General features: G+C 71.7%; 23 protein-coding genes, 1 pseudogene and 1 riboswitch. Of the genes and pseudogenes, 10 read left to right on the top strand and 14 right to left on the bottom strand.

The annotated features are described in order from the left end of the window. Positions 1-108: 108 nt before the first annotated feature. The 9 genes from ABH920_RS37565 to ABH920_RS37525 all read right to left on the bottom strand — a co-directional run bounded on the left by ABH920_RS37565 (position 109) and on the right by ABH920_RS37525 (position 8,994). Positions 109-699: a ClpP family protease gene (locus ABH920_RS37565; protein ID WP_370354044.1), complete on the bottom strand. Its 591-nt coding sequence runs from the start codon at positions 697-699 to the stop codon at positions 109-111. After that, positions 696-1,301, bottom strand: coding sequence for a ClpP family protease (locus ABH920_RS37560; RefSeq protein ID WP_370354043.1), 606 nt, complete (start codon positions 1,299-1,301; stop codon positions 696-698). Before ABH920_RS37560 ends, ABH920_RS37565 begins: the two co-directional genes overlap by 4 nt. Before the next feature lie 71 nt (positions 1,302-1,372). Further along, positions 1,373-2,104 (bottom strand): helical backbone metal receptor, encoded by a 732-nt coding sequence (locus tag ABH920_RS37555; RefSeq protein ID WP_370354042.1) that lies wholly within the window; start codon positions 2,102-2,104, stop codon positions 1,373-1,375. Between the two features lie 12 nt (positions 2,105-2,116). Continuing rightward, the gene (locus ABH920_RS37550) at positions 2,117-3,112 is read right to left on the bottom strand and encodes a ribonucleotide-diphosphate reductase subunit beta (RefSeq protein ID WP_370354041.1); all 996 of its coding nucleotides are present in this window, start codon (positions 3,110-3,112) and stop codon (positions 2,117-2,119) included. 14 nt (positions 3,113-3,126) lie between these two features. Beyond that, positions 3,127-5,418: a ribonucleoside-diphosphate reductase subunit alpha gene (locus tag ABH920_RS37545; protein WP_370354168.1), complete on the bottom strand. Its 2,292-nt coding sequence runs from the start codon at positions 5,416-5,418 to the stop codon at positions 3,127-3,129. A 252-nt stretch (positions 5,419-5,670) separates the two neighbouring features. Further along, positions 5,671-5,918, bottom strand: a riboswitch (cobalamin riboswitch). A gap of 49 nt (positions 5,919-5,967) precedes the next feature. Continuing rightward, complete coding sequence (locus ABH920_RS37540; protein WP_370354040.1) at positions 5,968-6,357, bottom strand: PPOX class F420-dependent oxidoreductase; 390 nt, start codon at positions 6,355-6,357, stop codon at positions 5,968-5,970. Between the two features lie 58 nt (positions 6,358-6,415). Then, positions 6,416-7,111 carry a ScbR family autoregulator-binding transcription factor gene (locus ABH920_RS37535; protein WP_370354039.1) on the bottom strand — a complete coding sequence of 232 codons (696 nt, stop codon included), beginning with the start codon at positions 7,109-7,111 and terminating at the stop codon, positions 6,416-6,418. A 4-nt stretch (positions 7,112-7,115) separates the two neighbouring features. Next, positions 7,116-8,090, bottom strand: a complete 975-nt coding sequence (locus ABH920_RS37530) for a zinc-binding alcohol dehydrogenase family protein (RefSeq protein WP_370354038.1) — start codon at positions 8,088-8,090, stop codon at positions 7,116-7,118. A gap of 79 nt (positions 8,091-8,169) precedes the next feature. Continuing rightward, the gene (locus ABH920_RS37525) at positions 8,170-8,994 is read right to left on the bottom strand and encodes an SDR family oxidoreductase (RefSeq protein ID WP_370354037.1); all 825 of its coding nucleotides are present in this window, start codon (positions 8,992-8,994) and stop codon (positions 8,170-8,172) included. Positions 8,995-9,107: 113 nt separating this feature from the next. On the opposite strand from ABH920_RS37525, the gene ABH920_RS37520 reads away from it, so the two are divergent. The 3 genes from ABH920_RS37520 (at position 9,108) to ABH920_RS37510 (ending at position 12,152) form a co-directional block, all read left to right on the top strand. Beyond that, positions 9,108-9,692 (top strand): TetR/AcrR family transcriptional regulator, encoded by a 585-nt coding sequence (locus tag ABH920_RS37520; protein ID WP_370354036.1) that lies wholly within the window; start codon positions 9,108-9,110, stop codon positions 9,690-9,692. 63 nt (positions 9,693-9,755) lie between these two features. Then, positions 9,756-10,379 (top strand): SGNH/GDSL hydrolase family protein, encoded by a 624-nt coding sequence (locus ABH920_RS37515; protein ID WP_370354035.1) that lies wholly within the window; start codon positions 9,756-9,758, stop codon positions 10,377-10,379. A 168-nt stretch (positions 10,380-10,547) separates the two neighbouring features. After that, positions 10,548-12,152: a glycoside hydrolase domain-containing protein gene (locus ABH920_RS37510; protein WP_370354034.1), complete on the top strand. Its 1,605-nt coding sequence runs from the start codon at positions 10,548-10,550 to the stop codon at positions 12,150-12,152. A gap of 19 nt (positions 12,153-12,171) precedes the next feature. Here ABH920_RS37510 and ABH920_RS37505 read toward each other — a convergent pair whose 3' ends face one another. Beyond that, a complete protein-coding gene (locus ABH920_RS37505; RefSeq protein ID WP_370354033.1) occupies positions 12,172-12,987 on the bottom strand; it encodes a hypothetical protein in 816 nt (271 codons plus the stop codon). A gap of 596 nt (positions 12,988-13,583) precedes the next feature. On the opposite strand from ABH920_RS37505, the gene ABH920_RS37500 reads away from it, so the two are divergent. Beyond that, on the top strand, positions 13,584-14,270 hold the full coding sequence (locus ABH920_RS37500) for a choice-of-anchor P family protein (protein ID WP_370354032.1): 687 nt from the start codon (positions 13,584-13,586) through the stop codon (positions 14,268-14,270). 127 nt (positions 14,271-14,397) lie between these two features. Here ABH920_RS37500 and ABH920_RS37495 read toward each other — a convergent pair whose 3' ends face one another. Further along, positions 14,398-15,687 carry a helix-turn-helix domain-containing protein gene (locus ABH920_RS37495; protein ID WP_370354031.1) on the bottom strand — a complete coding sequence of 430 codons (1,290 nt, stop codon included), beginning with the start codon at positions 15,685-15,687 and terminating at the stop codon, positions 14,398-14,400. A gap of 138 nt (positions 15,688-15,825) precedes the next feature. On the opposite strand from ABH920_RS37495, the gene ABH920_RS37490 reads away from it, so the two are divergent. Beyond that, positions 15,826-16,587, top strand: a complete 762-nt coding sequence (locus ABH920_RS37490; RefSeq protein ID WP_370354030.1) for a DUF4232 domain-containing protein — start codon at positions 15,826-15,828, stop codon at positions 16,585-16,587. 130 nt (positions 16,588-16,717) lie between these two features. On the opposite strand, the gene ABH920_RS37485 is transcribed toward ABH920_RS37490, so the two are convergent. Further along, positions 16,718-18,127 carry a ricin-type beta-trefoil lectin domain protein gene (locus tag ABH920_RS37485; RefSeq protein WP_370354029.1) on the bottom strand — a complete coding sequence of 470 codons (1,410 nt, stop codon included), beginning with the start codon at positions 18,125-18,127 and terminating at the stop codon, positions 16,718-16,720. Positions 18,128-18,295: 168 nt separating this feature from the next. Between ABH920_RS37485 and mltG the strand changes: the two genes are divergently transcribed. After that, the gene (gene mltG / locus ABH920_RS37480; protein ID WP_370354028.1) at positions 18,296-19,468 is read left to right on the top strand and encodes an endolytic transglycosylase MltG; all 1,173 of its coding nucleotides are present in this window, start codon (positions 18,296-18,298) and stop codon (positions 19,466-19,468) included. Positions 19,469-19,533: 65 nt separating this feature from the next. Further along, a complete protein-coding gene (locus tag ABH920_RS37475) occupies positions 19,534-21,096 on the top strand; it encodes a helicase HerA-like domain-containing protein (RefSeq protein ID WP_370354027.1) in 1,563 nt (520 codons plus the stop codon). Here the strand turns inward: ABH920_RS37475 and ABH920_RS37470 are convergent. Continuing rightward, complete coding sequence (locus ABH920_RS37470) at positions 21,016-22,260, bottom strand: MFS transporter (protein ID WP_370354026.1); 1,245 nt, start codon at positions 22,258-22,260, stop codon at positions 21,016-21,018. The two genes, ABH920_RS37475 and ABH920_RS37470, sit on opposite strands and share 81 nt — an antisense overlap. Before the next feature lie 219 nt (positions 22,261-22,479). Between ABH920_RS37470 and ABH920_RS37465 the strand changes: the two genes are divergently transcribed. Next, complete coding sequence (locus ABH920_RS37465; RefSeq protein ID WP_370354167.1) at positions 22,480-22,926, top strand: MarR family winged helix-turn-helix transcriptional regulator; 447 nt, start codon at positions 22,480-22,482, stop codon at positions 22,924-22,926. An 85-nt stretch (positions 22,927-23,011) separates the two neighbouring features. Here ABH920_RS37465 and ABH920_RS37460 read toward each other — a convergent pair whose 3' ends face one another. Next, on the bottom strand, positions 23,012-24,526 hold the full coding sequence (locus ABH920_RS37460) for an MFS transporter (RefSeq protein WP_370354025.1): 1,515 nt from the start codon (positions 24,524-24,526) through the stop codon (positions 23,012-23,014). 127 nt (positions 24,527-24,653) lie between these two features. Here ABH920_RS37460 and ABH920_RS37455 point away from each other — a divergent pair, with 127 nt between their 5' ends. Beyond that, complete coding sequence (locus ABH920_RS37455) at positions 24,654-25,928, top strand: CopD family protein (protein ID WP_370354024.1); 1,275 nt, start codon at positions 24,654-24,656, stop codon at positions 25,926-25,928. Between the two features lie 97 nt (positions 25,929-26,025). Next, positions 26,026-26,499: pseudogene (locus ABH920_RS37450) on the top strand (sigma-70 family RNA polymerase sigma factor); the annotation flags it as partial. Positions 26,500-26,535: the final 36 nt, after the last annotated feature.

Raw genomic sequence — 26,535 nt, 5'->3', positions numbered from 1 at the left:
GTCGGCTGGCGCGCGCTCCTTTTGAGGCTGGTGGACCCCCTTGGGTGGGTGGGCCCTGCGTGGGCCCTGCGCGCGTTGATGGTCTTGCTGCCGCCGGTCGGCCCGCCCCTACTCTCGCGGCCCCAGAACCTGGTCCGCCAGCCCGTACTCCACCGCCGCGGCGGCCGTGAACACGCGGTCGCGGTCGGTGTCGTGGCGGAGGCGGTCGGCGGTCTGGCCGGTGTGCTGGGTCAGGATCGTCTCCAGTTCGCTGCGCATCCGGACCAGTTCGTCGGCCTGGATGATCAAGTCCGGGATCGCTCCCTGGCCGCGGGCCGCCGGCTGGTGCAGGACCACGCGGGCGTGCGGGAGGACCGAGCGCAGGCCCGGGGTGCCCGCCGCCAGGAGGACCGCGCCGACGGCGATCGCCTGGCCCACGCAGGTCGTGCGGATCGGGGACTTGATGTGCTGCATGGTGTCGTAGACCGCCAGCATGGAGGTGAGATCGCCGCCTTCGCAGTTCACGTAGAGGCTGATCTCGCGGTCGGGGCCGTCGGACTCCAGGTGCAGCAGCTGGGCGATCAGGGCGTTGGCGACGCCGGCGTCGATGGCCGTGCCGAGGTAGATGATGCGCTCGGTCAGCAGGTGCGAGTAGATGTCCGTGACGCGCTCGCCGCGGGGGCTCTGCGTCGTCACGTAGGGGACGGTGTAGGTGCTCATGCCGTGATTCCGATCCGCTTGCGCTCGGGCGCCACCTGCCCGAAGGAGTCCACGATGTGGTCGATGAAGCCGTAGTCCTTCGCCTGCTGCGCCGTGAACCACCGGTCGTGCAGGGAGTCCTCGTAGACGCGGTCGTAAGGCTGGCGGGTGTCGCTGGCGATCAGCCCCAGGACGGTGGTCACCATGTGGCGCAGGTCGTCCGCCTGCACCTCGACGTCCACCGTGCTGCCGCCGATGCCGGCCGAGCCCTGGTGCATCAGGATCCGGGCGTGCGGGAGCGCGAAGCGGCGGCCGGGCGTGCCCGCCGACAGCAGGAACTGGCCGGCGCTGGCCGCCAGGCCCAGCGCGAGGGTCGAGACCTCGCACGGGACCAGGCGCATCACGTCGCGGATCGCCAGCATCGCGGGGACGGAGCCGCCGCGCGAGTGGATCCACAGCGAGATCCCGGCGTCCGGATCCTCGGTGGCCAGGGAGAGGAGCTGTGTCGTCAGCAGCGTGCCGTTGTCGTCGTCGAGGTCGCCGTCGAGCACCACGATTCGCCGGCTGAATAGCTGCTCACGGGTGCGCCAACTGAACTGGGGTGTCTTTTCGTCTTCTGCCATGACTTCACCGTGCCCCGGCGGCCGACGGCTGAGAACGCGATGCTGCTCTGGGCGGATCAGCTCACAGCAGATCAGCCACTGCGAAGCTGGCGACGGAGCACGTCAGGAGCTTCGGCGAGCGAAGGACCGTACCAAGTGAGATGGCGCCCGGAGACCAGAGCGGCGGGCAGCCCGGGGAAAGCCTCGGGACCGTCGGAGGCGCTGAACGCGTAGGGCTCGTCGGGGAGAACCACGAGTTCGGCGCCGCCGGCGAGAAGTTCCGGCAGCGGGATCTTCGGATAGCGCTCGGCATGGTCGGAGTAGATGTTTCGTACGCCGAGCCGCGCCAGCACGTCGCCGGCGAACGTGTCGCGGCCCAGCACCATCCACGGCCGCCGCCAGATCGGGATGACAGCAGGGACCTCAGCCCCGGCCGCCACCTCAGCCCTCGCTGCCACCGCAGCCCAAGCCGCCTCCGCCGCGTCCAACCACCCGGGCCGGTCGAGCCCGCACCCGACCGTCAGCATCCGGTCCAGCTCCCGGAACGCCTCGTCCAGCGTCCGGATCTGCGTGACCAGCACCGAGACCCCGGCCGCGCGCAGCGCGTCGAGGTCGGCGCCCCGGTTCTCCTCCTCGTTCGCCACCACCAGATCCGGCGCCAGCGCGATGATCCGCGGGACGTCAGGGTTCTTCGTCCCCCCGATCCGCTCGACCTCCAGCTCCGCCGGGTGCGTGCACCACGCCGTGGCGCCGACCAGCAGCCGTGGTGCCGTCGCCGCGATCGCCTCGGTCAGCGACGGCACCAACGACACCACGCGCCGCATACCCCTGCCTTTCTAGAAGTCGTCGTCGAACGAGACGCTACCGCCGACCGCCACCTGGTACGCCGAGACCCGCCGCTCGAAGAAGTTCGACAGCTCCTGCACGTCCTGGAGCTCCATGAACCCCAGCGGGTTCGCCGTCCCGTACACCGGCTCCAGCCCCAGCTGCTCCAGCCGCCGGTCGGCGACGTGCTCCAGGTAGGCCCGCATGTCCGCCACCGGCAGCCCCGAGACCCCGGCGCCGAGCAGGTCCTCGGCGAACTGCGTCTCGCACTCGACCGCCTCGGCCAGCATCGCGCGCACCTGCTGTGCCATCTCGTCGTCGAACAGGTCCGGCTCCTCGGCGCGGACCGTCTCCACCACGTCGAAGGCGAAGGCCATGTGCATCGACTCGTCGCGGAACACCCAGTTGGTGCCCGACGCCAGGCCGTGCAGCAGGCCGCGCGAGCGCAGGAAGTACACGTACGCGAAGGCGCCGTAGAAGAACAGCCCCTCGATGCACGCCGCGAAGCAGATCAGGTTCAGCAGGAACGCCCGGCGGTCCTCGCGGGTCTCCAGCCGCTTCAGATCGCCCAGCGAGTCGATCCAGCGGAAGCAGAACTCTGCCTTGCGCCGGATCGACGGGATGTTCTCCACCGCCGCGAAGGCCTCAGTGCGCTCGTCCTCGTCCGGCACGTAGGTGTCGAGCAGGTTCAGGTAGAACTGGACGTGCACGGCCTCCTCGAACAGCTGCCGCGACAGGTACAGCCGGCCCTCGGGGCTGTTGACGTGCTGGTACAGGTTCAGCACGAGGTTGTTCGCGACGATCGTGTCGCCGGTGGCGAAGAACGCGACCAGGCGGGAGACCAGGTGGCGCTCGGCCGCCGAGAGCTTGTCCAGGTCGGTCAGATCGCTGTGCAGGTCCACCTCCTCCACGGTCCAGGTGTTCTTGATCGCGTCGCGGTAGCGGTCGAAGAAGTGCGGGTAGCGCATCGGGCGCAGGGTCAGGTCCAGACCCGGGTCGAGCAGCATGAGACGGATTTCCTTTACTGGCAGGCTTCGCAGGCTTCGGGGTTCTCCAGCGAGCAGGCGATCGCGTCGTCGTCGGCGATCACCGGCAGGTCGGCGGGGGTGGCCGTGGCGGCGGTGGCGGCGACCGTCGCCTGCTGGATCCGCGTCGCGGGCCGCGAGCGCAGGTAGTATGTGGACTTCAGCCCGGCCTTCCAGGCGTACATGTACATCGACGACAGCTTCCCGATCGTCGGCGCGGCCAGGAAGAGGTTCAGCGACTGCGACTGGTCGACGAACGGCCCGCGGGCCGCGGCCAGCTCGATCAGCGCCTTCTGCGGCAGCTCCCACGCCGTCCGGTACAGGGCCCTGATCTCCGCCGGCAGCGCCTCGACGCCCTGCACCGAGCCCTCGGCCCGCTTGATCGCCTCGCGCACCGCCGGGGTCCACAGCCCCAGCGCCTTCAGCTCGCCGACCAGCGCCGAGTTGATCTGCAGGAACTCCCCGGACAGCGTCTCGCGCTTGAACAGGTTCGACACCTGCGGCTCGATGCACTCGTAGCAGCCGGCGATGGAGGCGATGGTCGCGGTCGGGGCGATCGCCACCAGCAGCGAGTTGCGCAGGCCGGTGGCCGCGATCCGGCCGCGGACCCTGCTCCAGCGCGCGGCCAGCTCCGGCGAGGTGGCGACGTTCCACAGGTCCGGCTGCAGGTCGCCCTTCGCGGCGCGGGTGTCCGCGAACGCCGGGTGCGCGCCGAACTCCTCCGCCAGCCCGGCCGAGGTCTCCAGCGCGGTCAGGTAGATCTCCTCGGAGATCCGCGTCGACAGCTCCTGCGCCCGCGCGTCGTCGAAGGGCAGCCGCAGCGCGAAGAACACGTCCTGCAGCCCCATCAGGCCCAGCCCGACCGGACGCCAGCGCGGGTTCGACGCCGCGGTCTGCTCGCTCGGGTAGTAGTTGATGTCGATGACCCGGTCCAGGAAGACCACGGCGGTGCGGACCGTGGCGCGCAGCCGGTCCCAGTCGATCGCGTCGCGGGACGCGGTCAGGTGCGCGCCGAGGTTGATCGAGCCCAGGTTGCAGACGGCGGTCTCGGCGTCGGAGGAGACCTCGATGATTTCAGTGCACAGATTCGACAGGTGCACGGTGTTGCCGGGGACGCCGGTCTGGTTGCAGAGCTTGTTCGATGCGTCCTTGAACGTCATCCAGCCGTTGCCGGTCTGCGCCAGTGTGCGCATCATCTTGCCGTAGAGCTCACGCGCCGAGACCTGCCGGACGTAGCGGCCCTCGGCCTCGGCCGCGCGGTACGCCGCGTCGAACTCCGCGCCCCACAGGTCCGGCAGCTCCGGAACCTGGTCGGGGTCCATCAGGGACCAGAGGCCGTCGGCCTCGACGCGGCGCATGAACTCGTCCGGGATCCAGTTGGCCAGGTTCAGGTTGTGCGTGCGGCGCGCGTCCTCGCCGGTGTTGTCCCGCAGCTGGAGGAACTCCTCGACGTCCGGGTGCCACGGCTCCAGGTACACGCACGCCGCGCCCTTGCGCCGGCCGCCCTGGTTGACCGCGGCGACCGAGGAGTCCAGCGTGCGCAGGAACGGGACGATGCCGTTGGAGCGGCCGTTGGTGCTGCGGATCAGGGCGCCGCGCCCGCGGACCCGGGAGAAGCCGATGCCGATGCCGCCGGCGAACTTCGACAGGCGCGCGACCTGTTGGTAGCGGTCGTAGATGGAGTCCAGCTCGTCGCGCGGGGAGTCCACCAGGTAGCAGGACGACATCTGGGTGTGCCGGGTGCCGGAGTTGAACAGCGTCGGCGAGCTCGGCAGGTAGGCCAGCGAGGACATCAGGCGGTAGAAGCCGACGGCCTCCTGCGGGTCCTGCGACAGCCCGACGGCGACGCGCAGCAGGAAGTGCTGCGGGGTCTCGATCACGCGGCGGGTCACCGGGTGCCGCAGCAGGTAGCGGTCGTAGACGGTGCGCAGGCCGAAGTACTCGAAGCGGAGGTCGCCCTCGGGGTCGATCGCGGCGTCGAACCGCTCGGCCGCCGAGCTCACCAGAGCCTCCGTCACATCGCCGATCAGGCCCTCCCGATGCCCGACGGCGATGGACGCGCTGAAGCCGGTCGCGCCCTGGCCGGCGGCTTCGCGGGCGATGACCCCGGACAGCAGGCGGGCGGCGAGCTTCGAGTACTGCGGCTCCTCGCCGATGAGCTCGGCCGCGCTCTGGACGGCGAGGTCGGCGATCTGGTCGGCGGTGGCGTTCGGCGGCAGGCCGGCGAAGGTCTTGCGGGCCACGCGCGCCGCGTCGACGTCGGGCAGGTCCGCGGACTTGTCCGCGATCTCCGCTTCGAGCTGAGCCGCTGTCGTCGCTGTCGTCGCTGTCGTGGTCACCGGCGGCAGCGCCTGCGCCCCCGCGCGCCTCGCTGCGTCCGTGGTCTCGACATGTGTGAGCGTGACCGTCACAACCTTCTCCTCGCCAGTCGTAGGTCCGAGGTCCGAACCGTTGGCGAGCAGACACCGGAGGCACGCGAAAGCCGCGACGCGCTCCGCCGTCAGCCGTCCCACGCGGCCTCGGACCAGCCGTACCCCACGTCCGGGCACGGCACGGCTGGCAGGTCTTCGGACTCGCGGGCGCTCGCGGGCCCGGGGAGGACCGCGCGAACCTACTGGCCGTCACTTCCCAGGCCGGCGCCTTCCGGCGCCACTCGGCCCAGTGTGTACGACGGCTGTCGTTCCCACTCACCGCTGCGGGGCAGTCCCGGTCTCGCACCGGGTTCCCTCTTGCCTCGACCGCCGCCCTTGTGCGGGGCGGTGGTCGAACCAGCTGCATCGGACACCATATCTTGTGGCGGCGCTCAAATTCCAATCAACATGCTGTATGTCAGGGGACTACTGGAAGGTGGCGTGCGTCGGCCGCAGGTAGATCCGCACGCGGGTCGGCGCGTCGCCCACGGGACCGTCCATCGGCAGCGCGTAGCGGTCGGCCAGGACGGCGAAGAAGTCACCCTCCGGGTCCGGCTCGATGCGGTCCACGGTCCCGCGCAGCTCCAGGTAGCGGTACGGGGCCTCGGGGTCGTTGATGGAGACCGCGGCGTGCGGGCGGTCGTTGAGTTCCTTGTACTTCGCGCGCTTGGTCGAGGTGGTGAAGGACAGGAATTGGCCGTCCCACAGGAACCACATCGGGTTCACGTGCGGGGTGCCGTCGGCGCGGATCGTCGCCAGGTGGCAGAAGACGGGGCGCTCGAGCAGGTCGGTGTGGGATGCGGGGATGACGGACATGGGTCTACTCCAGTCGGGGACGGGGTTTCGGACAAGGGGAGATGTCGACTGGCAGCGATCAGGAAACGTGATCGTCGGTAGTGGCGGCGACGCCGGCCCGCATGACCGACCACCACTCGGCGACTCGCTCGGCGACGTCGGCGTGGCCGGACAGGATGCCCGAGACGTGCTGGACGCCCTGGAAGCCGGCGACCGAGGCCCGGGCCAGTGCGCCGGGATCGGCTCCGGGCCGGAGCTCGCCGCGGTCGGCGGCGGTGCGGAACAGGTCGGTCGAGGTGGCGATCCAGTCCACGAACGGCATGTGGACCGGCTCGGAGATCAGCGCGCGCTCGGCTTGCAGGCGGACCGTCGCGCGGACGATCGGGTCCTCGCGGATCTGCGCCGCGATGCGGGCGAAGACCTCGCCGAGGAGGTCGAGGACCCGATTGTGCGCCGGCGTCACCTCGGTGACCACCGAGGGCCACTGCTCGTAGCACTCCTCGACGATGGCCGCCGCGATGGCGGCCTTCGCCGGGAAGTGGAAGGCGAGGGCGCCCTTGGTGACGCCGGCGCGGGCCGCGATCTCGCTGGTGGTGGCCGTCGCGTAGCCGAGCTCTGCGAAGCACTCGGACGCGGCCAGCAGGATCGCGCGGCGGGTGCGGCGGGCGCGCTCCTGCGTGGGCTCGCTCGGGGTCCGGGGCTCGGCCGAGGCTCGGGAGCTGGCCGAGCCCCGGGAGCCGGCCGAGCCTCGCGAGTCGGCCGGCGGCGGCGTCACGTGCTCAGCTCCGGACCGCGACGACGGTCTTGCCGGGGCTGCGGTTCTCGGCCTGCGCGATGTGCGCCTCGGCGGCCTCGCTCCAGCCGATGACGCGCGGCGCCGGGATCGCCAGCCCCTCGGCGGTGAGCGCGAAGACCCCGGCGATGAGGTCGCCGACCGCGCCGGCGTCGCCCCGGGCCCGGTTGATGATGCTGAAGCCGGCCGTGGTCCAGTTGTTGCGGCGCAGGTCCGCCAGGCTCGGGGCGGCGGGGTCCGGCTGGCCGGCGGCGGCGCCGTAGCTGACCAGGCGGCCGCCGGGGGCGAGCAGCGCGGGCATCGCGGCCGACACGTCGCCGCCGATGGACTCCAGGACCACGTCGAACAGCGCGCCGTCGGCGGCCTCGCGGGCGTTGGCGGCGAACTCGGCGTCGCGGATCGCGGGGCGGTAGGCGGCGGCGAGGGTGGCGGCGGAGCGCGCGCTGGTGCCGCCGACCAGCGCCGTGGGGTGGCGCAGGGCCAGGACCGCCGCGAGCGCCTCGCCGACGCCGCCGCCGGCCCCGGTGACCAGGACGCGGTCGGTCGCGGCGACGTGCCCGGCCCGGGCCAGGCCGACGGCGGTGGCCCAGGTGAGCGGGACGGTGGTGGCGGCTTCGAGGGCGAGGCCGGCGGGGACCCGCGCGGCCAGGCCGGCCTCGGCGACGACGGTCTCGGCCAGGCCGCCGCCGTCGACGGTGAACGCCACGACGGTGTCGCCGACGGCGAAGCCGTTCACGCCCTCCCCGAGCGCGGTCACCTCGCCGCCGACTTCCATGCCCGGCACGAAGGGCCAGCTGCTCGCGTAGCCGGGCGCGCCGCGCCGGGCCAGGACGTCGACGAAGTTCAGGCCGGCGAAGCGGACCGCGATCGCGAGCCGGCCGGCGGCCGGGGTCGGCGCGGGGATGTCGACCTCTGCGACGTTCTCCGGACCGCCTGGCGCGCTGAACTGGATGGCCTTCATGATGGGTTCCCCTCCCAGGATCTTGCTGCGGCGGATGCCGCGGGGAAAAAATACCGGCTGGCCGGTTTCTTGTCGAGCGTCAGCCGAAGGCCGCGGCGTTCCGCACCGCCCACGCGCTGAACGGCGCCGCCGGCCGGCCCAGCACCCGCTCGACGTCCGGGCTCACGGCCCGCTCCTCCTCCGTCGGCTCGCCGAGGATCGCCAACGTGCCCTCCACCACCTCCGGCGGCATGAACTGCGCCATCTGCGCCTGTGCCTCCTCGCGCGTCATCTCGACGAACCGCACCGGCGCCTTGATCGCCTCCGCGATGGCCGCGGCGCGCTCGCGCGGCGAGGTCGGCGCCGGGCCGGTGAGCACGTACGTCGCGCCGTCGTGGCCGTCCTCCGTGAGCGCCGCCGCAGCGACCGCGGCCACGTCGTCCGGGTCCACGAACGGCAGCCCGACCTCGGCGAACGGCGCCGGAGCGACGCGCTGCGCGCGGATCGGCTCGACCCAGGCGAACGCGTTGGAGTCCAGGCCGCCGGATCGCAGGATCGTGTATTCGAGCCCTGAGGCGGCGACCGCCTGCTCGAACCCGGCCGCGTGGGCGTAGGCGCCGCCGGGTCGGGTGCCGACGCCCTGCGAGGAGACCAGCACCACCCGGGTGACGCCGGCCGCCTTGGCCCGGGCCAGCACGCCGGCCGGGTCGTCGCCCGCGACCAGCAGGAACAGCGCCTTCGCGCCCTGCAACGCGGGCTCCAGGCCGGCCGGCTCGGCGAGGTCGGCGGCGGCCGCGCGCACGCCGGCCGGGACGTCGGAGTCCTGGACGCGGCGGGCCACGGCGGTCACCGCGTGTCCGGTGGCGGACAACTGGCGTACCAGCGTCCGGCCGACGTTCCCAGTGGCACCCGTCACGACGATCATGATTCTCCCCAATCTCATTTCCGAACAAGAAACACCAGCTGAAGCTGTGAGTTAGTTGGCTAACTGACTCAGACGCTAGCCGATCACGGTCCCCGTTGTCTATCCTCAGTTAGGTGACTGACTCAGAAGCCGGGAAGACCACATCCCGGGGCGGCAAGCGCGAGCGGCTGGCGTCCGCCGCCGCCGAGGTGTTCCACCACCAGGGCGTGGAGCGCACCACGCTCAACGACATCGCGCAGGCGGCCGACGTCCCGCTGGGCAATGTCTACTACTACTTCAAGACCAAGGACCAGCTGGTCGAGGCCGCCCTCGGCGCGCACCGGGACCGGCTGGCCGACATCACCGGGCGGCTCGACCAGCTGCCCGATCCGGCCGCGCGGCTCAAGGCCCTGATCGCCGGCTGGGTCGAGCGGCGCGACGTCGCGGCCCGCTACGGCTGCCCCTTCGGGACCCTGGCCACCGAGCTCGACAAGCGCGAGGACGGCCTGGACCAGACCGCGGCCGGGGTGCTGCGCGCGCTGATCGACTGGACCGAGGAGCAGTTCCGCCAGCTCGGCCGGGCCGACGCGCACGATCTCGCCCTCGAACTCGTCGCGGCCTACCAGGGGATGTCGGTGCTGGCCAACGCGCTGCGCGATCCGGAGGTGATGACCGCGCGCGGCGGCCGTCTCGCGGATTGGATCGACACCCTCGCCTGATCGGGTCCGGTCGCGGGAAGATCGGACGTTCCCCATTCGCGAGCGCTCCGGAGGGCGAGACCCGTGTTCTTCAAGGACGGCCAGCACATCCTTCTCATCGGCGACAGCATCACTGACTGCGGACGCCGCGAAGAGAACGCCCCCTTCGGCAACGGGTACGTCAGCCTGCTGCGGGCGTTCACCACCGCCCGGCATCCCGAGGCCCGTCTGACCTGGACCAACCGCGGCATCAGCGGCAACACCGTGCGGCACCTGGCCGACCGCTGGGAGGCCGACGCGCTGGCCCCGCGCCCGGACTGGCTGTCGGTGATGATCGGCATCAACGACGTCTGGCGCGCCTTCGACGGCCACCCGGAGAACGCCGTCCCGCTCCCGGAGTACATCGAGACCCTGCGCACGCTGCTGCGCCGGGCGGTCGAGGAGACCGGCTGCCGCCTGATCCTGGCCGACCCGTACATCATCGAGCCGGACCTCACCGAGCCGCAGCGCGCGGCCAGCGACACGTTCGTGACCGCGGTGGCGGGCCTGGCCGAGGAGTTCGACGCGGTGCACGTCCCGACCCAGCGGGTGTTCGACGGCGCGCTGGTCACCACGGCGTCGGCGGACTGGGCCGGGGACCGCATCCACCCGAACCTGGCGGGGCACGCGCTGATCGCCGACGCGTTCATGAAGGCGTTGGAGATCTGACGACGCGCGTGTAAATCATCGCCGATAGGGCGCAACCGGGATGAAATGGTCCGCGTGACGAGTGCGAACCTTGATGACCCCGGTGTATCGCGGCGCCGACTGTTGACGTCTGTCGGTGCCGCCACGGTGGTGAGTATTGCGAGGACCGGGCCGGCGCGCGCGGATTCAGTGCCCGCGCCCCGGCCCGCTCTGGACGTCCCGGTGCTACCGGTCGCGTCCGGCTTGGACTACGCCTGGACTCCGCATCCCTCGAACGGCGCGATGACCGCCGCCGGCTACAAGTTCGCCGTCCGGTACCTCAGCTACAGCCCGGCGAAGAACCTCACGCCGGACGAGGCACAGGCGCTGACCACGGCCGGGATCGCAGTGGTCTGCAACTGGGAGGCCGCGGTCGACGGGCCGCGCCGGGGCTTCGGCCAGGGCGCGATGGACGCGACCGAGGCGGCGCGGCTGGCGGCGGCGTGCGGGATGCCGGGGGACCGGCCGATCTACTTCAGCGTGGACTGGGACGTGCAGTCCGCTGACATGGCGGCGGTCAACGCGTACTTCGACGGCGTCGCCTCGGTCATCGGGGTCGCTCGCACCGGCGCGTACTCCAGCTATGACGCGCTGGGCTGGCTGTCGGCGTCCGGTCGTATCCGGTGGGCCTGGCAGTCGTGTTCGGCGGCGTTTTCGAACGGCCGCAATCGCGCGCCGTATCCGGGCATTCAGCTGTGGCAGAACCGGACGCCTTTCACGTTCGACGGTGCGGAGGTGGACGGCGATGTGGCGCTGACGCCGGACTTCGGGCAGTGGGGCGCCAGCGGGTTCCCGTATCCGCTGGGGAGTGGCGGCCGGATGGCCGGCGGCGTGCACAGCGACGGCCGGATCGAGCTGTTCGCCGTGACGCCGTCGGGCGGGATCGCGAACCGTTTCGAGACGGCGCCGAATGCTCCGTGGTCCGCTCCGTGGTCCGGGTGGGGCGACTTCAGCCCGGCCAGGGGGTTCGGGTTCGCCGCTCGCACGAATTCGGTGGCGGCGGGACGGCATGCCGACGGTCGGTTGGAGGTGTTCGCCGTGATGAGCGACGGTTCGGTGCAGAACCGCTTCGAGACCGCGGTGAACGGCGCGTGGTCGGGGTGGAACGCGTTCGCGCCGTCCGGGACTGTTAAGTCTTTGACTGTCGGGGCGCATGCCGATGGTCGGATGGCGCTCTTCGGGGTGACGCCGCGGGGCGGGATCGCGAACTGCTTCGAGACGGTGCCGAACGGGCCGTGGTCGGGGTGGAACGCGTTCGGGCCGCAGGGCGGCGTCACGGATGCGGTGGCAGTGGCCGGGCACGCTGACGGACGCCTGGAGGTGTTCGCGGTGATGAGCGACGGCTCGATGCGGAACAGGTTCGAGACGGTGGTGAACGGTTCGTGGTCCGACTGGACCGTCTACGGCCCGACCGGCGGTGCGAACGGCTACAGCGCTCCGGGCGCGGCGACGGCTGGTGTGCACCAGGACGGACGCGTCGAGGTCTTCGCGGTCACGCCGGGCGGCGGGATCCGGAACCGGTTCGAGACCGCGCCCGGCGTCGGCTGGTCGGGGTGGGGCGACGGCTTCGGTCCGGACAACCTCGGACCTGGCGGCGCGGTCACCGCCGCCTCGGTGAGCCGGCATGCTGATGGCCGGTTGGAGGTCTTCGCTGTGCTGGCCGACGGTTCGGTTCGGAGCCGGTTCGAGACTGCGGCGAACCGGGCGTGGTCGGGGTGGGGTGAGTTCGCTGGGGCTGGGACCGTGAAGGCCTGAGCTGGCTGGACTCCGCGCATCACATTGTCGCGAGGTCGAACACCAGCGCGGCGGCGATCGCGATTCCGTAGGCGGACGCGGCCAGCTTCACCGTTCGCGTTCGCTTCCGCTCCGGCCAGGAGGTCAGCGTCAGGGCCCAGGCCAGCGTGGGCAGGACCAGGACGCCGTGCAGGCTGATGCCGTGCACCAGCTTGAGGAAGCCCAGGTCGTGGTACGCCTGCTGCTGGTGCCCGGTCTTGGCCTCGGAGGTACCGCGGGCGATCATCGCCGCGCCGGAGAGCAGGCCGATCATCAGGGTCGCGAAGCCGGCACGCAGGGCCAGCCGCATCGACGGGGCCTGGCCGGGGTCGCCGCGGAACGCCGCGACGGCCAGGCGTCCGAGGACGACGACCAGGATCCCGCCGCCGACGGCCAGCGTCATCGAGACGCCGGTGTTGAAGGACCCTTGCATGTCGATGTGCGAGGGAACGTGGCGCCACGCCTGGAGCGTGATGCCGCCGACCTCGACGAAGCAGTCGGCGGCGAAGATGCCGAGCGCCAGCGTGCGGGTGCGCTCGGAGAGCTTGAGGTAGGAGGCGACCCAGGCGACGGCGATGAGGGTGAGGCCGAAGGACAGGCCGAAGGTCGTGGGCTTGCGCCAGGAGACGGGGCCCTCCCAGGGGCCGCCGCGGATGAAGAACAGGGCGAAGTGGAACGCGCCCGAGGCGATCAGGACCAGGCCGAGGGCGTAGCAGACGCGCTCGACGCGTCGGCCGTGCGTCCAGATCTCGCGGACCGCCAGCCGCCAGGCCGGCGGGGCGGGACTGAGCGGGGCGGCTGACGTCGCGGCGGTCACGATGACTCCCGGCGGGGTGGATGGCGGCTGTGACACCTTCATCCTCGGGACCGCGGGTGACGTTGCCATCCGGCGTGGAGAGACACCGTCGCTACGCCTGGGGGAGTACGGCTGTGCTTTATCCGTCGCGGCGGCGCCATACGGTCACGCCGGCGTGACAGATTCGGCGTGTCGGCGGCACGAGGCGGGCGATGGTGCGGAGGGGTTGGGGGCGGTTGTAGCTGCGCCAGTGGTTCCGGCTCCGGCCGTGACCGTGTTCGCAGCGGTACTCGCGGACGGCGAACAGGTCGCGGTAGGTCGCCTGGCGGGTATCACCGGCGCGTCGGTCTCGCTGGTCACGGAGCGTCGTTTCCTCCGGGCCGGTGCCCGATGCGCGCTGACCTGGACCCTAGGTCGTGCCGATCGCGGAGGAATTGCGCCGGAATTGCGCGGAGTATGCGAGCTGTGTCGTCTGCTGAATCGACGTCCACTGAGCCAACGGGCTGATGTTCGGCCCCGGTTGGGCGCCGTGCGCGTGGCGAATCGCCGGAATACCTCGTCGCTTCGCAATGATTTCCGCGAATGGTCCCATTGTTGGCGAAAGGTATGAATTCCCCATGCGTCTCCGAATCGGGCTGCGTGCGTGCGGCATGACCGCCGCGCTGATCGGCACCACGCTGGGCGTCGTCTCGCCCTCGCAGGCCTGCAACATGAACCCCCAGGCGGAGGCGTACGTCGTCTCCGCGCAGGCGCTCGGCGGCCTGGTCAACGTGCCGCCGACGCCGGACTCGAAGTTCCCGCCCGGCGGCACCAAGACGCTGCCGACGCTGAACCTCGGGCCGATCAACGTCGACGCCCTGCTCACCGCCACCACCGCGGGCGACCCGAAGGCCGGCACCGCCTCGTCGTCGGCGACCGCGGCGCACCTGATCCTCACCATCCCGCTGGTCGGCTCGCTCGACATCACCGGGATCAAGGCCACCTGCACCGCCCCGGCCACCCCGGGCACCGCCACCGGCACCTCCACCATCGCCACGGCGGTCTTCACCCCGGTGGCGCCGCCGGCGCCGCTGCCCCCGCTGCCGCCGGTGACGATCACCATCCCGACCGGCGTGAACCAGACGGTCGCCGTGCCGGTCCTGGGCAGCATCGTGTTCAACAAGCAGACCACGGACAACGACGGCAACCTGACCGTCGAGGCCGCGGACATCACGCTGGCCGGCGGCCAGGAGGTCGTCCTCGGCTACGCGGAGTGCGGCGGCGCCGCGCCGAGCACCAGCAGCCCGCAGCACCACATGCACTAAGGCGTGCACTCGGGGCCTGAGGCCCTGAGGGTTGCACCGGCGGGTCCCGACTCAGGCCACTGGGTCGGGACCTGTTGTTTTGGCGCCATACCCTGGCCCACCGGCGCTCGATGGGGCTCACCGGCGCTCACTGGTCGAGCGTCGTGGTGCTCCACTTCGAACCGTCGTACCAGTACGCGGGCTTCCCGGTCAGGCCGATGGTGCGGAACGGCCTGCCGTGGTCGTTGACCGTCAGCGTGCCCTGCTGGTCCCCGCAGCTCCAGACCAGGACCAGGTCCCAGTCGACCTCCTGGTTCGCGGAGTGCGCGTCGACGTCCAGCACCTGCGAGTCGGTGCCGGAGACCTGGAACGGGAAGTCGGCGAGCCCGACACCGTCGTCCGAGGTCTGGCCCTTGACCGCCTTGATCTGCGGATCCGCGGCGTCCAGATCGATGGCGAACGAGGCCGGGACCAGCCCGCCGCCGCAACCGGAGCCCATGGTGTAGGCATAGCCGCCCTTCGGCGCGGGCTTCGCGCCGACGACGTGGACGTAGAGCGTGTGCAGCACGACCGGCGGACGTCCGGGGGTGCCCTGCGCGGTGAGCTGGAGGCGGAGGTGGCCGCCCGGGACCGCGCCGAGGGGCTGGGCCCAGAGGCCGACGTCGGGCAGGCCCGGGGGTGGGTGGACTTCGGACGGGGGTTGGGTGGCGTAGAACCACTGGCCGCACTCGGTGTCCCAGTTGTCCGCGAGGACGTTGACGGTGACGGGGGTCGGGAGGGTCGGCGTGGGGGTCGGCGACGAGGAGGTCGACGGCGACGGAGTCGTCGTCGGGGCCGACGACGACGGGACCGACGACGACGGCGTGGCGGCGGGAGGGGAGTCCGAGGGAGTCGGGGCGGGGGCGCTGCCGGCGGAGTGGGGCGAGGTGCCGGAGTCGTGGGTGGCGTAGAGGGCCAGCGGGATGAGGACGGCGGCTGCGGCTAGTCCGGCGAGGGCGGGCTTGAGCCACTTCTTGGAGGTGGCGCGGCTGGCTTCGCGTTGGCTTCCCGGGCTGATGACGACGGGTGCGGTCGGCGGCGTGTCGGGGTCCGCGCCGGGCGGCGCGGGGTCGGCCGCCGGTGTCGTGCTCGCTTCCGGGGCACGAGTGCCGCTAGCTCCCGCAGCTTCTGCGCGCCCCGCCCCAGCCTCGGCGCGTCGCTCGGCATCGGCCAGGAGCCACAGCCGATGCAGCGCCAGCACCTCCTCCGGCGCCGCGCCGCAGGCCCGGGCGAAGCGCTCCGCCGGGGCGAACTCGGCGGGGACGGTGGTGCCGTTGCAGTAGCGGTGGAGCGTCGAGGTGCTGGTGTGCAGCCGCTGGGCCAGCGCGCCGTAGCTGCGACCGGAACGGTCCTTCAGTTCCCGCAGCCGTGCCGCGAAATCGTCGGTGTGCCCCGCCAAGACGTGCTCCTCCCCGTTCCTCGCCGCCGTTCCAGGAACGGGTGATGTCGCAGCTCAGGGTACCTGGAATCGTTCCAGCGTCCCGCATCGCCGTTGAGGGCTGGCGGGCGGGACGGCGGGGGCCGCACGGTGGGGTCCATGAAGAAGATCACGCTCTCGTCCGCCGCCGTCGTCGCGCTGTGCGGCGCCGTCTCGCTCACTGCTTGTGGGTCCTCGAAGTCCAGCGCGTCCGGGCCAGGCCCCGCCACCGGAGGGACTACGTCGGCGGCGGTGAGCGCTCCGTCGGACGCGCCTTCATCGGGGGTCGGGACGGCTGGGAGCACGGCGTCGGCCTCGGCGTCATCAGCGGCGTCGGCTCACGCCTCGACCAGTGGGAAGTCTCCGACCAGCGCCCCGACCGCCCCGACCGCCCCGACCACTCCGCACAACGACGACAGCTACGCCTACACGCACCGCTGCGCCGCCTCACAGGTGACGCTCCAGGTCTCCCGCATGACCGACGTGCCGACCCGCCGCCTGATCACGGTGCGCAACAACGGCGCCACCTCCTGCGGCCTGAGCTACTTCCCGCTGGTGAGCCTGGGCAACGCGCAGTCCGCGGACCACAGCAAGGACTCGAAGCCGCTGATCCCCGGCGGCCTCGGCGGCCCGCCGGCCTACGTGCTCTATGCGGGCAAGACCGCCTACGCCGTCCTGGACCTCAACCCCGCCGGCTCCGGCACGGGCACCGCCACGACCCTCGACGAGATCAACGTCCTGGCCGCCGACACCATGCCGAACGCGGCCACGAAGAACTTCCCGCTCGGCGGCGGCTCCGTCGGCAAGCCGAAGCTGGGACTGTACGAGGCCGGCGTCGCGGACGCGGTCGCCTCGATGCAGGGCGCCAACACGCCGCAGTAGGGCGGGGACGAGCGTGGGGCCCGACTCCGCAGGGGTGAGTCGGGCCTCGCGCTGTTGCGCTGAAAAGCTGTTATTACCAACCGCCAACCGTAGCGCTTCGACCTGCACTACGGCCGCGAGCTGGCCAGTACTACTGCTTGGCCCACTTCTCATTCGGCCCCCCGTTGCACGGCCACGCCGTCACGTTCGCCCCCGCGTGGATCGGCACCGGCCCCGCCGCGTCCAGGCACAGCCCGCTGTTCGCCGCCGGCGAGACCGTGCCGTTGGCGTTCCACACCCAGTCCTGGTTCGGGCCGCCGTGGCAGGTCCAGGCGGAGACCTGGGCGGCGTTCAGGACCTTGCCGGTCGGCGCGGCCGCGTCCAGGCACAGGTTCGCGACGGCCATGGAGTGAATCGTGCCGTCCGGCTGGATCTGCCACGCCTGGTTCGGGCTGCCGTGGCAGCTCGTGGCGGTGACCTTCGCGCCGGAGTGGACGCCGCCGGCGTCGGAGGCCGCGTCCAGGCACAGTGTCATCGACACCAGAGTGGTCGGCTTCGGGGCCGTCGGTGTCGGGGTCGGAGTGCTGGTGGTCGCGGACGGTGTCGTCGGCGCCGACGGGGTCGCGGCCGGGGTGCCCGGCACCGATGTCGGGCCGACCGGCACGCCGGGGACGGTCGAGACGCTGTTGTCCGTCCGGTGCCAAGGCTCGGTCACGCCGAGCGCGACCCCGCCGATGAGCACGACCGCCGTGACGACGCCGCCGATGACCAGCACCTTGCGCCGCGCCTGGGGATGGGCCTCATGCGCCGGATAGCCGAAAGCGGGAGGTATCGGCGGCGGGGCGAACGGGCCACCGGGGACATGTGCGCCTGCCGGGCTGACCGGAATGGCTGCGGGTCCTGCGAATCCGGCGGGCTCAGCCGGTATCTGCGGGAGCATCGAAGTGTCATCCGAGGCGTTGCCGTCCCCGCCGACGCCAGCCGGCCCAGCCCCAGCCCCCGCCTCCACCTTCGGCAGCGTGCTCGTCGCCGTGGCATCCGCCGCAACCGCCGCCGCAGCCTCCGCGGCCGCCGCCGAAGCCGCGGCCGCCTCAGCACTGGCCCGCAACACCCCCAGCGCCCCCGCCGCGTCGACCCGCTGCGCCGGATCCGGCTCCGTCAGCGCCTCGATCAGCGGCCCGAGCGCCCCCGCGTTCCGCATCGCCGGCAGCGCCTCGGCGGGGTGCGGGGCGTAGCCCTCCACCGCCTCGAACAGTGCGATGCCCAGTGCGAAGATGTCGTTCGCCGGCGTGGCGCCCGGGGCGACGCGGTCGCCGACCAGCAGTACGGTGCCGTCGTCGGTCAGCAGGATGGTGTACGGGTTGATGTACCCGTGCACCGTCCCGGCCGCCAGCGCCGTCAGGACCGCGTGCGCGATCAGCGCCACCCGGCTCGGGTCCAGCGGAATGACCGCCTGCTGCGCGATGCCGGTGCCCGGATCGTGCAGCACGTCGTGCAGCGAACGCCCGCGGACCTGGCGTCCGGCGCCCTGATGACCGGGCTGGGACCCGCTCGCGTCCATAGAAGCTCGACACCCCCGCATATGGTCGTGAGGGAACAGAATACTGACCCCCGGCACGCTCGTTACGCCACCCGGGCGATCCCCATCCGGCCCTGTCAACCTGCATCTCCGCGCCGATCCCGCGATGATCGCCTCTGAGTAAGCGATCGATCATCGGGAGCGACGTTGGTGGGCAGTCCGGACGGCGGCGACACGGGGACCGACTACGCGGCACCGCAGGAAGACGACGACTACGAGGACCCGCCGCCGACGCGCCGCGACCGGGTCAAGGCCTGGGGGCCCCTTCTGGTCCCGCTGGTCGTGTTCGGCGGCATCGTGGTGTTCGTCTTCGCGAGCGTCGCCGGCATGATGACGACGAAACACGCCCCCGACTACTCCGCCGCCAGTTGTTCCCCCAGCGACCCGCACAAAGTCCTGGTCGAGGTGAACACCGGCGCGACCGGCAAGGCGATCGGCGACGCCCTGTTCAACGCCGGCGTGGTCCGCAGCACCCAGGCCTTCATCGATGCCGCCGGCCACAACCAGGCCTCGCGCGACATCAGTACCGGCACCTACCGCGTCTGCCCCAAGATCAGCGCGGCGACGGCGATCACCGAGCTGCTGAACTCCGCCAACCTCTCCCCGGACTCCCTCGTCGAGGTCCGCCCCGGCGACTACAGCTGGGAGACGCTGAAGACGCTGGCCAAGAAGCGCGACTGGGACAAGGACGACCTCCAGCAGCTCGTCGACACCAACCAGATCGGCCTGCCGCCCTGGTCGAAGAGCGCTGACGGCCACTGGACCGCCGAGGGCATGCTCGAACCCGGCCGCTACACCCTCACCAGCTCCGACACGCCGCAGGGCGTGCTGACGTCCATGGTCAAGGCGCGCGTCGACGAGCTCACCAAACTCGGCCTGGCCTCGAAGGCCTCGGCGCTCCAGTGCGCCCCGGCCCGCCAGTGCACGCCCGAGGAGGCCCTGACCATCGCCTCCCTGGCCGAGGCCGAGGTCACCAAGGCCGATCCGGACGGCCGCGAGGTCTCCGAGGCGGTCCAGAACCGGCTCAGCCGCGGCGACTTCCTCGGCGTGGACGCGACCACCAAGTACTGGCTGAGCCTGCAGGCCGGCAAGCGGATCGGGGTCACGGCCCGGGAGGTCTCCGACCCGACCGACCCCTACGCCACCGGCGGTCACAAGGGCCTGCCGCCGACCCCGGTCAGCATCCCGTCCAACCAGATGATCGCGGCGGTGCTCACCCCGGCGACGGAGCGTTGGTACTACTGGTGCGCCAGCGGGGACGGCACGAAGTTCTTCAAGGAATCCGAGAAGACCCAGTTCGAGCAGACCTGCCTGTCCCACTGAACGACATGCTCACTGAACGACATGAGATCAATGACATGAGATCAACGAGATGAGATCGAGGTGAGATGACGATGGAGGAGACCGACCAGGCGCAGGCCGTCGCCGCCGGCTATACGTTCGACACCCCGACCCTGGACCTCGGCGCCCTGATGGCCGACGGCGCCCCGGACCCCGGCGTCCAGATCCGCATCCCGCTGGCCATGCTCACCCGCCACGGCCTGGTCGCCGGGGCCACCGGCACCGGCAAGACCAAGACCCTCCAGGGCCTGGCCGAGCAGCTGTCGGCGGCGGGCGTCCCGGTGTTCCTGGCCGACATGAAGGGCGATCTGTCCGGCATGGCCGCGCCGGGCGAGGGCGGCGAGAAGCTGACCGCCCGCACCGAGGCGCTCGGCCAGCAGTGGTCTGCGAAGGCCTTCCCCTGCGAGTTCTACGCGCTCGGCGGCGAGGGGACCGGCATCCCGGTCCGCGCCACGGTCTCGGCGTTCGGGCCGACGATGCTGGCCAAGGTGCTCGGCCTGAACGCCACCCAGGAGTCGTCCCTCGGCCTGGTCTTCCATTTCGCTGACACCAAGGGTTGGCTGCTGCTGGACCTGAAGGACCTGCGCAGCGTCCTGCTCTACCTGACCGGCGACGAGGGGAAGGCGGAGCTGAAGGCGATCGGCGGGCTCTCGCCGCAGACCGCCGGCGTGATCCTGCGCGAGCTGACGGCGTTCCAGGCCAAGGGCGCCGAACCGTTCTTCGGCGAGACCGAGTTCGACGCCCTCGACCTGATCCGGACCACGCCCGACGGCCGCGGCGTGGTGTCGCTGCTGGAGCTGCCCGGCGTGGCCAGCCGCCCGGAGCTGTTCTCCACGTTCCTGATGTGGCTGGTCGCAGAGCTCTTCGAGCGGCTGCCCGAGGTCGGGGACGTGGACCGGCCCAAGCTGGTGTTCTTCTTCGACGAGGCGCACCTGCTGTTCAACGGCGCGTCCAAGCCGTTCGTCGCGGCGATCACGCAGGCCGTGCGGCTGATCCGGTCCAAGGGCGTGGGCATCTTCTTCGTCACGCAGACGCCGAAGGACGTGCCCGGCGATGTCCTGGCGCAGCTCGGGAACCGGGTCCAGCACGCGCTGCGCGCCTATACCCCCGACGACGCGAAGGCGCTGAAGGCGACGGTTTCGACGTTCCCGAAGTCGCCGTACGACCTCGCCGAGGTGTTGCAGAACCTCGGGATCGGCGAGGCGGTGGTGACCGTGCTGTCGGAGAACGGCGCGCCGACGCCGGTGGCGTGGACCCGGCTGCGGGCCCCGGAGTCGCTGATGGCGGAGGCGGATCCGGCGGTCGTGCAGGCGATCGTCGACGCCTCGCCGCTGCTGGCGAAGTACGGTCCGGCGATCGACCGGGAGTCGGCGTACGAGATTCTGGCCGGGCGGGAGTTGGAGGCGCAGCTGGCGGCCGATGACCAGCGCCGCGAGGCCGAGGCGGCGCAGGCCGAGCGCGAGGCCTCCCGGAGCCGTACAAGTCCGGCGGCCAAGGCGCCGCCGAACCTCATCGACCAGTACCTGGGATCAGGCACGGTCAAACAGGCGGTGAACACCGCCGTGCGCGAGATCACCCGGAGCATTTTCGGAACGCGCAAGCGCCGGTGAGGCGGGCTCGGCCGCCGGCCGCGTGCCCCGCTCCAGCGCGGCCGACCACACCGCGAGCAGCAGCGCCGATCCCGCGAGCACCGCCCCGACCCAGTTCGGCGCGGTGTAGCCGAAGCCGGCGGAGATGACGACGCCGCCGAGCCACGCCGACAGCGCGTTGCCCAGGTTGAAGGCGCCGATGTTGACGGCCGAGGCCAGCGTCGGCGCGCCGTGCGCCTGGTCCAGGACCCGCTTCTGCAGCGGCGGGACGGTCGCGAAGCCCAGCGCGCCGATCAACAGGACGGTGACCGCGGCCAGGGCCTTGTTGTGTGCGGTGACGGTGAACAGCGCCAGCACCACGGCGAGCCCGCCGAGGGCCGTGAACAGCATCGGCATCAGCTTGCGATCCGCGTACCGGCCGCCGACCAGGTTGCCGAGGAACATGCCGACGCCGAAGAGCACCAGCAGCCAGGTGACGGCGCCGTCGGAGTAGCCGGCGACCTTGGTCATCATCGGGGCGATGTAGGTGATCGCGGCGAAGACGCCGCCGAAGCCCAGGACGGTCATCGCCATGGCCAGCACGACCTGCGTGTTGCGGAAGGCGGCGAGCTCGTGCCGCAGGTGCGTGCCCTCGGGCCGGGGCAGCGGCGGCACCAGCTTGGCGATGCCGAGCAGGCCGGCCACGCCGAGCACGGCGACGATGGCGAACGTCACGCGCCACCCGACGGCCTGCCCGACGAACGTGCCGAGCGGCACGCCGACGATGTTCGCGACGGTCAGCCCGGTGAACATGGCGGCTATCGCGCCGGCCTTCTTCTCCGGCGCGACCAGTTCGGCGGCGACGACCGAGCCGATGCCGAAGAACGCGCCGTGCGCGAGTGCGGTGACGATGCGGCCGACGAGCATCAGCTCGAAGGAGGGGGCCACGGCGGAGATCAGGTTGCCGAGCACGAACAGGCCCATGAGCAGCATGAGCATGGTCTTGCGGCCGACTCTGGTGCCGAGCGCGGTCATCACCGGGGCGCCGGCGACGACGCCGAGGGCGTAGCCGGTGACCAGCAGGCCCGCTGAGGGGATCGAGACGCCGTAGTCGCCGGCGATCTCCGGGAGCAGGCCCATCGGGACGAATTCGGTGGTGCCGATGCCGAAGGCGCCGATGGCCAGGGCTAGGAGCGCGAGAGGCATGGGGGTGGCCCTCCAGGCGGTGGGTGCGGTTGGGCGTTTGGGCGGTTGTTGGAGCGGCTTACGAGCCTCAACAATAATTGCAATCGCATGTACTTGCAAGCGCAACGATTGCACGCGCGGTATATTGCTGTATGAGACAGGGAGGAGCTGACAGCGATGACTGTCGCGACTGAAGACACGGGCACGGGCACTCCCGACGTCGCTGTGGTCGACGCCGTCATGACCGGCCCGTCCAAAGGCTGGTACGCGCTCTCGCTCCTGCAGGGCCGCGTCGAGACGCACATCGAGCGCGCGTTGCAGGCGCGCCACGACTTGAGCGCCCGGGAGTACTCGCTGCTGGACGTGCTCAGCTACCAGCACGACGACGAGGGCGGACACCTGCGGATGACGCAGGTCGCGGAGGCGGTCGTGCTGAGCCAGAGCGCCACGACGCGCCTGGTGACCCGGCTCGAAGACCGCGGGCTGCTGGAGCGCTACCTGTGCCTGACCGACCGGCGCGGGATCTACACGAACGTGACGGCCGCCGGCCTGGCACTGCTGGCCGAGGCCCGGCCGACGCACGACGTCGCGCTGCGCGAGGCGTTGGACGGCGCGAGCGCGGATCCGCGGCTGGCGCCGCTGGTGGCGACGGTCGAGGAGCTGAACCGGACGGCGGCGGGCTGCTGAGTCGGGGAGGGGCCGCACTCGTCGCACTCGCCAGACTCGTTGCACGCGGTGGCGAACTCGCTGGCGTATTCGCCGGCGTATTCGGTCACTGACGCGGTCGCGGATCGGCGACATACCGAAACGCGACCACCGCCCCCACGAACTCGACCGCGCATCCCACCGCGACCGCCGTTCGCAGTCCGTGCACGAAGTGCGGCCCGTTCGCCGCCCCGCCGGACGCGACGGCGAACACCGTCCCCTGTACCGCCACGCCCAGCGTCGCGCCGAACATGCGCGCCAGGTTGGCGATCCCCGACGCCAGGCCAGCCAGTTCCGCGCGCACCGCCGACACCGCGACGCCGACCACCGGGCCGGTGTTCAGTGCCAGTCCGATGCCGATGACGGTGAACGCGAGCTCCAGGACCAGCAGGTTCGCGTCCGCCCCCGCCACCGCGAAGGCCAGCACTCCCGTCCCCATGCACGCCATGCCCGCCGTCATCGGCAGCCGTGGGCCGTGCCGCGTCACCAGGCGGCCGGTCAGCGGGGACAGCGCCGTCGCGGCCAGTGCCAGCGGCAGCATCGCCAGGCCGGCGCCGAGCGCCGAGGCGCCGCGTTCCTGCTGGAACATCAGGCTGGTCAGCATGAACAGCCCGTACATCCCGAACGTCATGCACGCCGCGACCACCACCGCGACCGGAAGCTGCCCCCGGCGCAGCAGGTGTAGCGGGATCATCGGCTCGCGGTGCCGGCGTTCGGCGGCGACGAACGCCAGCGGCCCGGCCACGCAGCCCGCGATGCACGCCAGCGTCGCCGGCGACGTCCAGCCCAGCTCGCGCCCCTGCACCGCGACGAACGTCAGCAGCCCGAGCGAGGCGATCGCCAGCACCTGCCCCAGCGGGTCCAGGGTCCGGGCCCGCGGGTTGCGGGACTCCGGCACGTGCCGCAGCGTCAGCGCCAGCGCCGCCGCGCCGATCGGCACGTTGACCCAGAAGATCGACTGCCATCCCAGCGTCTGCACCGCCAGTCCGCCGAGCGTCGGCCCGACGGCCAGCCCGCTGCCGGCCACGATCGACCACGCGGCCATCGCCCGGTTGCGCTCCCGCCGCCCGGGGAAGGCCGTGGCCAGGATCGCGAGGCTCTGCGGCAGCATCATGCCCGAGCCCACGCCCTGCCCGACCCGCCCGGCCAGCAGCACCGGCAGCCCGGGCGCGAGGGCGCAGACCGTGGATCCGAGGACGAAGACCGCGACGCCGACGCGGAACAGCCGCCGCCGTCCGAAGCGGTCGCCGAGCGTGCCGCCGGTGAGCAGGAGCGCGGCGAAGGTGACGTTGTAGGCGTCGACCACCCACTGCAGCCCGGACAGGCCGCCGGAGAGGTCGTGCCGGATGGCGGGCAGGGCGAGGTTGACGGCGGTGGTGTCGACCTGGCCGAGGAAGAGGGCCAGGCAGGTCGCGAGGAGGGTCACGCCGGGGTGCGCGAGGGCAGCGGTCGAGCGCGCCGGGATCGCAGAAGCCTCGGTGATCGCAGAAGCCGAAGAAGCCGAAGTGGTCGCAGAAGTCGAAGAAGCGGCAGAGGACGCAGAGGACGCGGAGGACCCGGAACCCGTTTGCGTGGTCGACATATCCCCGACGCTAAGCGCGGATCCTTTCGGCCCCGGCCGAAGAAGACAAGTGCGCAGCGACACATTGACGATCAACTTAGGTTTGCCTAACCTAACCCTCGTTGATCGTTCCTACCCAGGGGGTCCCTTGCCGTCCGCCGTCCTCGCCGCACACACCCCGGCGTACCTCGCCGCCCCGGCGCCCTCCACCCCGCTCGGCCCCTTCGAGGACAGCGCCGTCTCCTGGGCGAGTTGGGTGACCCTGATGTCCTTCGTCGGCCTGCTCGCCCTGGCCGTCGCGGTCGCCGCGCCGGCCCGCGGCCTCGACGACCGCGCCGCGCGCCTCGTCCGCACCCGCTTGACCTGGGCCGCCGTCGTCGCCGGCGTCCTGGCGTGGCCGGCGGTCCTCACCGACCAGGCTCGCAGCGGCTCCAGCTACGACTACTCCGGCGCCTGGCGCGAGCTCTTCGACGGCTCGACCGCAGGCCTCCTCGCAGGCTTCGAAGCCGTGCTGCCGCTCGTCGCGGCCCTGATACTCCTGCCAGTGGCGCTCCGCCGCAGCCTCGCGCCGCGGCTGATCGCCGGCCTGCGCGGGTCAGCCCTGCTCCTTGGCGTCGTCGCCCTCGCCGCGACCCGCATCCCGGCCAAGGCGCCCGCGCCGGCCGACCGGGCCCGCACCGCCTTCCAGACCTTCATGTGGATGCTGCACCTCATCGGCGGCGCGGTGTGGGTCGGCGGCCTCATCGGCCTGGTCGTCCTCGCCGTCCGCAGCTCCCTGGACTCCGGCTTCTGGTCGGCGGCGATCCGCCGGTTCGCCGCCGCCGCGACGGCCTGCGTCGCCGCCATCAGCCTGTCCGGCCTGTTCCTCTACTGGTCGCACGTCGACGGCCCGACCCAGCTGGTCACCACCATGTACGGCCGCGTCCTCGGCGTGAAGATCCTGCTGTTCGGCAGCCTGCTGGTCCTCGGCGCCGTCAACCAGTTCTGGCTGCATCCCCGCATCGACGCGCTGCGCGCCGCCGGCGACGACCGTCCGCTGCGCACCATCCTGGCGCGCCGCTTCCCGGCCGTGGTCGGCGTCGAGGTGGCGCTCATCCTGGCCCTGCTGTTCGTCGCGCCGTTCCTGCACGGCTCGGCGCGAAACCAGGCGTACCAGGCCGATGTGGCGAAGCACACAACGAACCCGAAGGCCAAGCTGCCCAAGCTCCCGCAGAAGGAGGTCTCGACCTCCACCTGGGTCGAGGGCACCGCCGAGACGGCCGCGGTGCTGGTCGTGACGGTTGCGGGCTACCGCTTCTCCGGCCGGCTGGCCCGGCGGCGGGCCGATCGGGCCGGCGGGACCGGTGGGGCCGGCGGCGCCGGCCGGACAACACCTGCGAACCCGGGAGTTCAGGCCGGTCAGCCCGGTCCCGCGACGACCTGACAGGATTCCTCCGGAAACCGTGCAACCGAACCACCGCCCCGGGAGTGTCTTCCGGACCCGGCGTAAGGAAGCCGGGCTGATCGGAGCGAGGGGTGCTGTGGCCGAAGAGGCTGAGTCGATCGATTTCGCGGGGTTCTACACGGCGACGGCCACCCGCGTAGTGGGCTACCTGTACGTGGTGCTGGGCAGCGTCGCGGAGGCGGAGGACGCGGCGCAGGAGGCGTACACGCGCGCGTGGCTGCGCTGGAACAAGGTCCGGGGCTACGAGGACCCCGAGGCCTGGGTCCGCACCGTCGGGTTCCGCGTCGCGATGAGCTCGTGGCGCAAGACCCGGAACCGGCTGAGCGCGCACCGCACCAGCGGTGCCGGCGCCTCCGGCGCGCACGTCCCGGAGATGTCGCCGGACCGCCTGGTCGTGGTGGAGGCGCTGCGCCGCATCCCGGCCGAGCAGCGGCGCGCGCTCGTGCTGTTCCACCTGCTGGGCCTGACGATCGCGGAGATCGCCGAGGAGATCGGCGCGCCGGTCGGGACGGTCAAGGCGCGGCTGTCCCGGGGCCGCAAGGCGCTCGCGCCCTACGTGTCGGAGTTCGCCGACGACGAGGACGCC

Origin of the sequence: Catenulispora sp. EB89 (genome assembly GCF_041261445.1) — a bacterium.
Taxonomy (GTDB): Bacteria; Actinomycetota; Actinomycetes; order Streptomycetales; family Catenulisporaceae; genus Catenulispora.
This window is presented reverse-complemented; position numbering and strand designations above follow the sequence as displayed.

What these genes read in the sequence shown, in the direction of transcription:
- ABH920_RS37565 (WP_370354044.1), bottom strand. Translation starts at nt 699, where the DNA reads ATGAGCACCTACACCGTCCCCTACGTGACGACGCAGAGCCCCCGCGGC.
- ABH920_RS37560 (WP_370354043.1), bottom strand. Translation starts at nt 1,301, where the DNA reads ATGGCAGAAGACGAAAAGACACCCCAGTTCAGTTGGCGCACCCGTGAG.
- ABH920_RS37555 (WP_370354042.1), bottom strand. Translation starts at nt 2,104, where the DNA reads ATGCGGCGCGTGGTGTCGTTGGTGCCGTCGCTGACCGAGGCGATCGCG.
- ABH920_RS37550 (WP_370354041.1), bottom strand. Translation starts at nt 3,112, where the DNA reads ATGCTGCTCGACCCGGGTCTGGACCTGACCCTGCGCCCGATGCGCTAC.
- ABH920_RS37540 (WP_370354040.1), bottom strand. Translation starts at nt 6,357, where the DNA reads ATGTCCGTCATCCCCGCATCCCACACCGACCTGCTCGAGCGCCCCGTC.
- ABH920_RS37530 (WP_370354038.1), bottom strand. Translation starts at nt 8,090, where the DNA reads ATGAAGGCCATCCAGTTCAGCGCGCCAGGCGGTCCGGAGAACGTCGCA.
- ABH920_RS37525 (WP_370354037.1), bottom strand. Translation starts at nt 8,994, where the DNA reads ATGATCGTCGTGACGGGTGCCACTGGGAACGTCGGCCGGACGCTGGTA.
- ABH920_RS37500 (WP_370354032.1), top strand. Translation starts at nt 13,584, where the DNA reads ATGCGTCTCCGAATCGGGCTGCGTGCGTGCGGCATGACCGCCGCGCTG.
- ABH920_RS37490 (WP_370354030.1), top strand. Translation starts at nt 15,826, where the DNA reads ATGAAGAAGATCACGCTCTCGTCCGCCGCCGTCGTCGCGCTGTGCGGC.
- ABH920_RS37485 (WP_370354029.1), bottom strand. Translation starts at nt 18,127, where the DNA reads ATGGACGCGAGCGGGTCCCAGCCCGGTCATCAGGGCGCCGGACGCCAG.
- ABH920_RS37475 (WP_370354027.1), top strand. Translation starts at nt 19,534, where the DNA reads ATGACGATGGAGGAGACCGACCAGGCGCAGGCCGTCGCCGCCGGCTAT.
- ABH920_RS37470 (WP_370354026.1), bottom strand. Translation starts at nt 22,260, where the DNA reads ATGCCTCTCGCGCTCCTAGCCCTGGCCATCGGCGCCTTCGGCATCGGC.
- ABH920_RS37465 (WP_370354167.1), top strand. Translation starts at nt 22,480, where the DNA reads ATGACCGGCCCGTCCAAAGGCTGGTACGCGCTCTCGCTCCTGCAGGGC.
- ABH920_RS37460 (WP_370354025.1), bottom strand. Translation starts at nt 24,526, where the DNA reads ATGTCGACCACGCAAACGGGTTCCGGGTCCTCCGCGTCCTCTGCGTCC.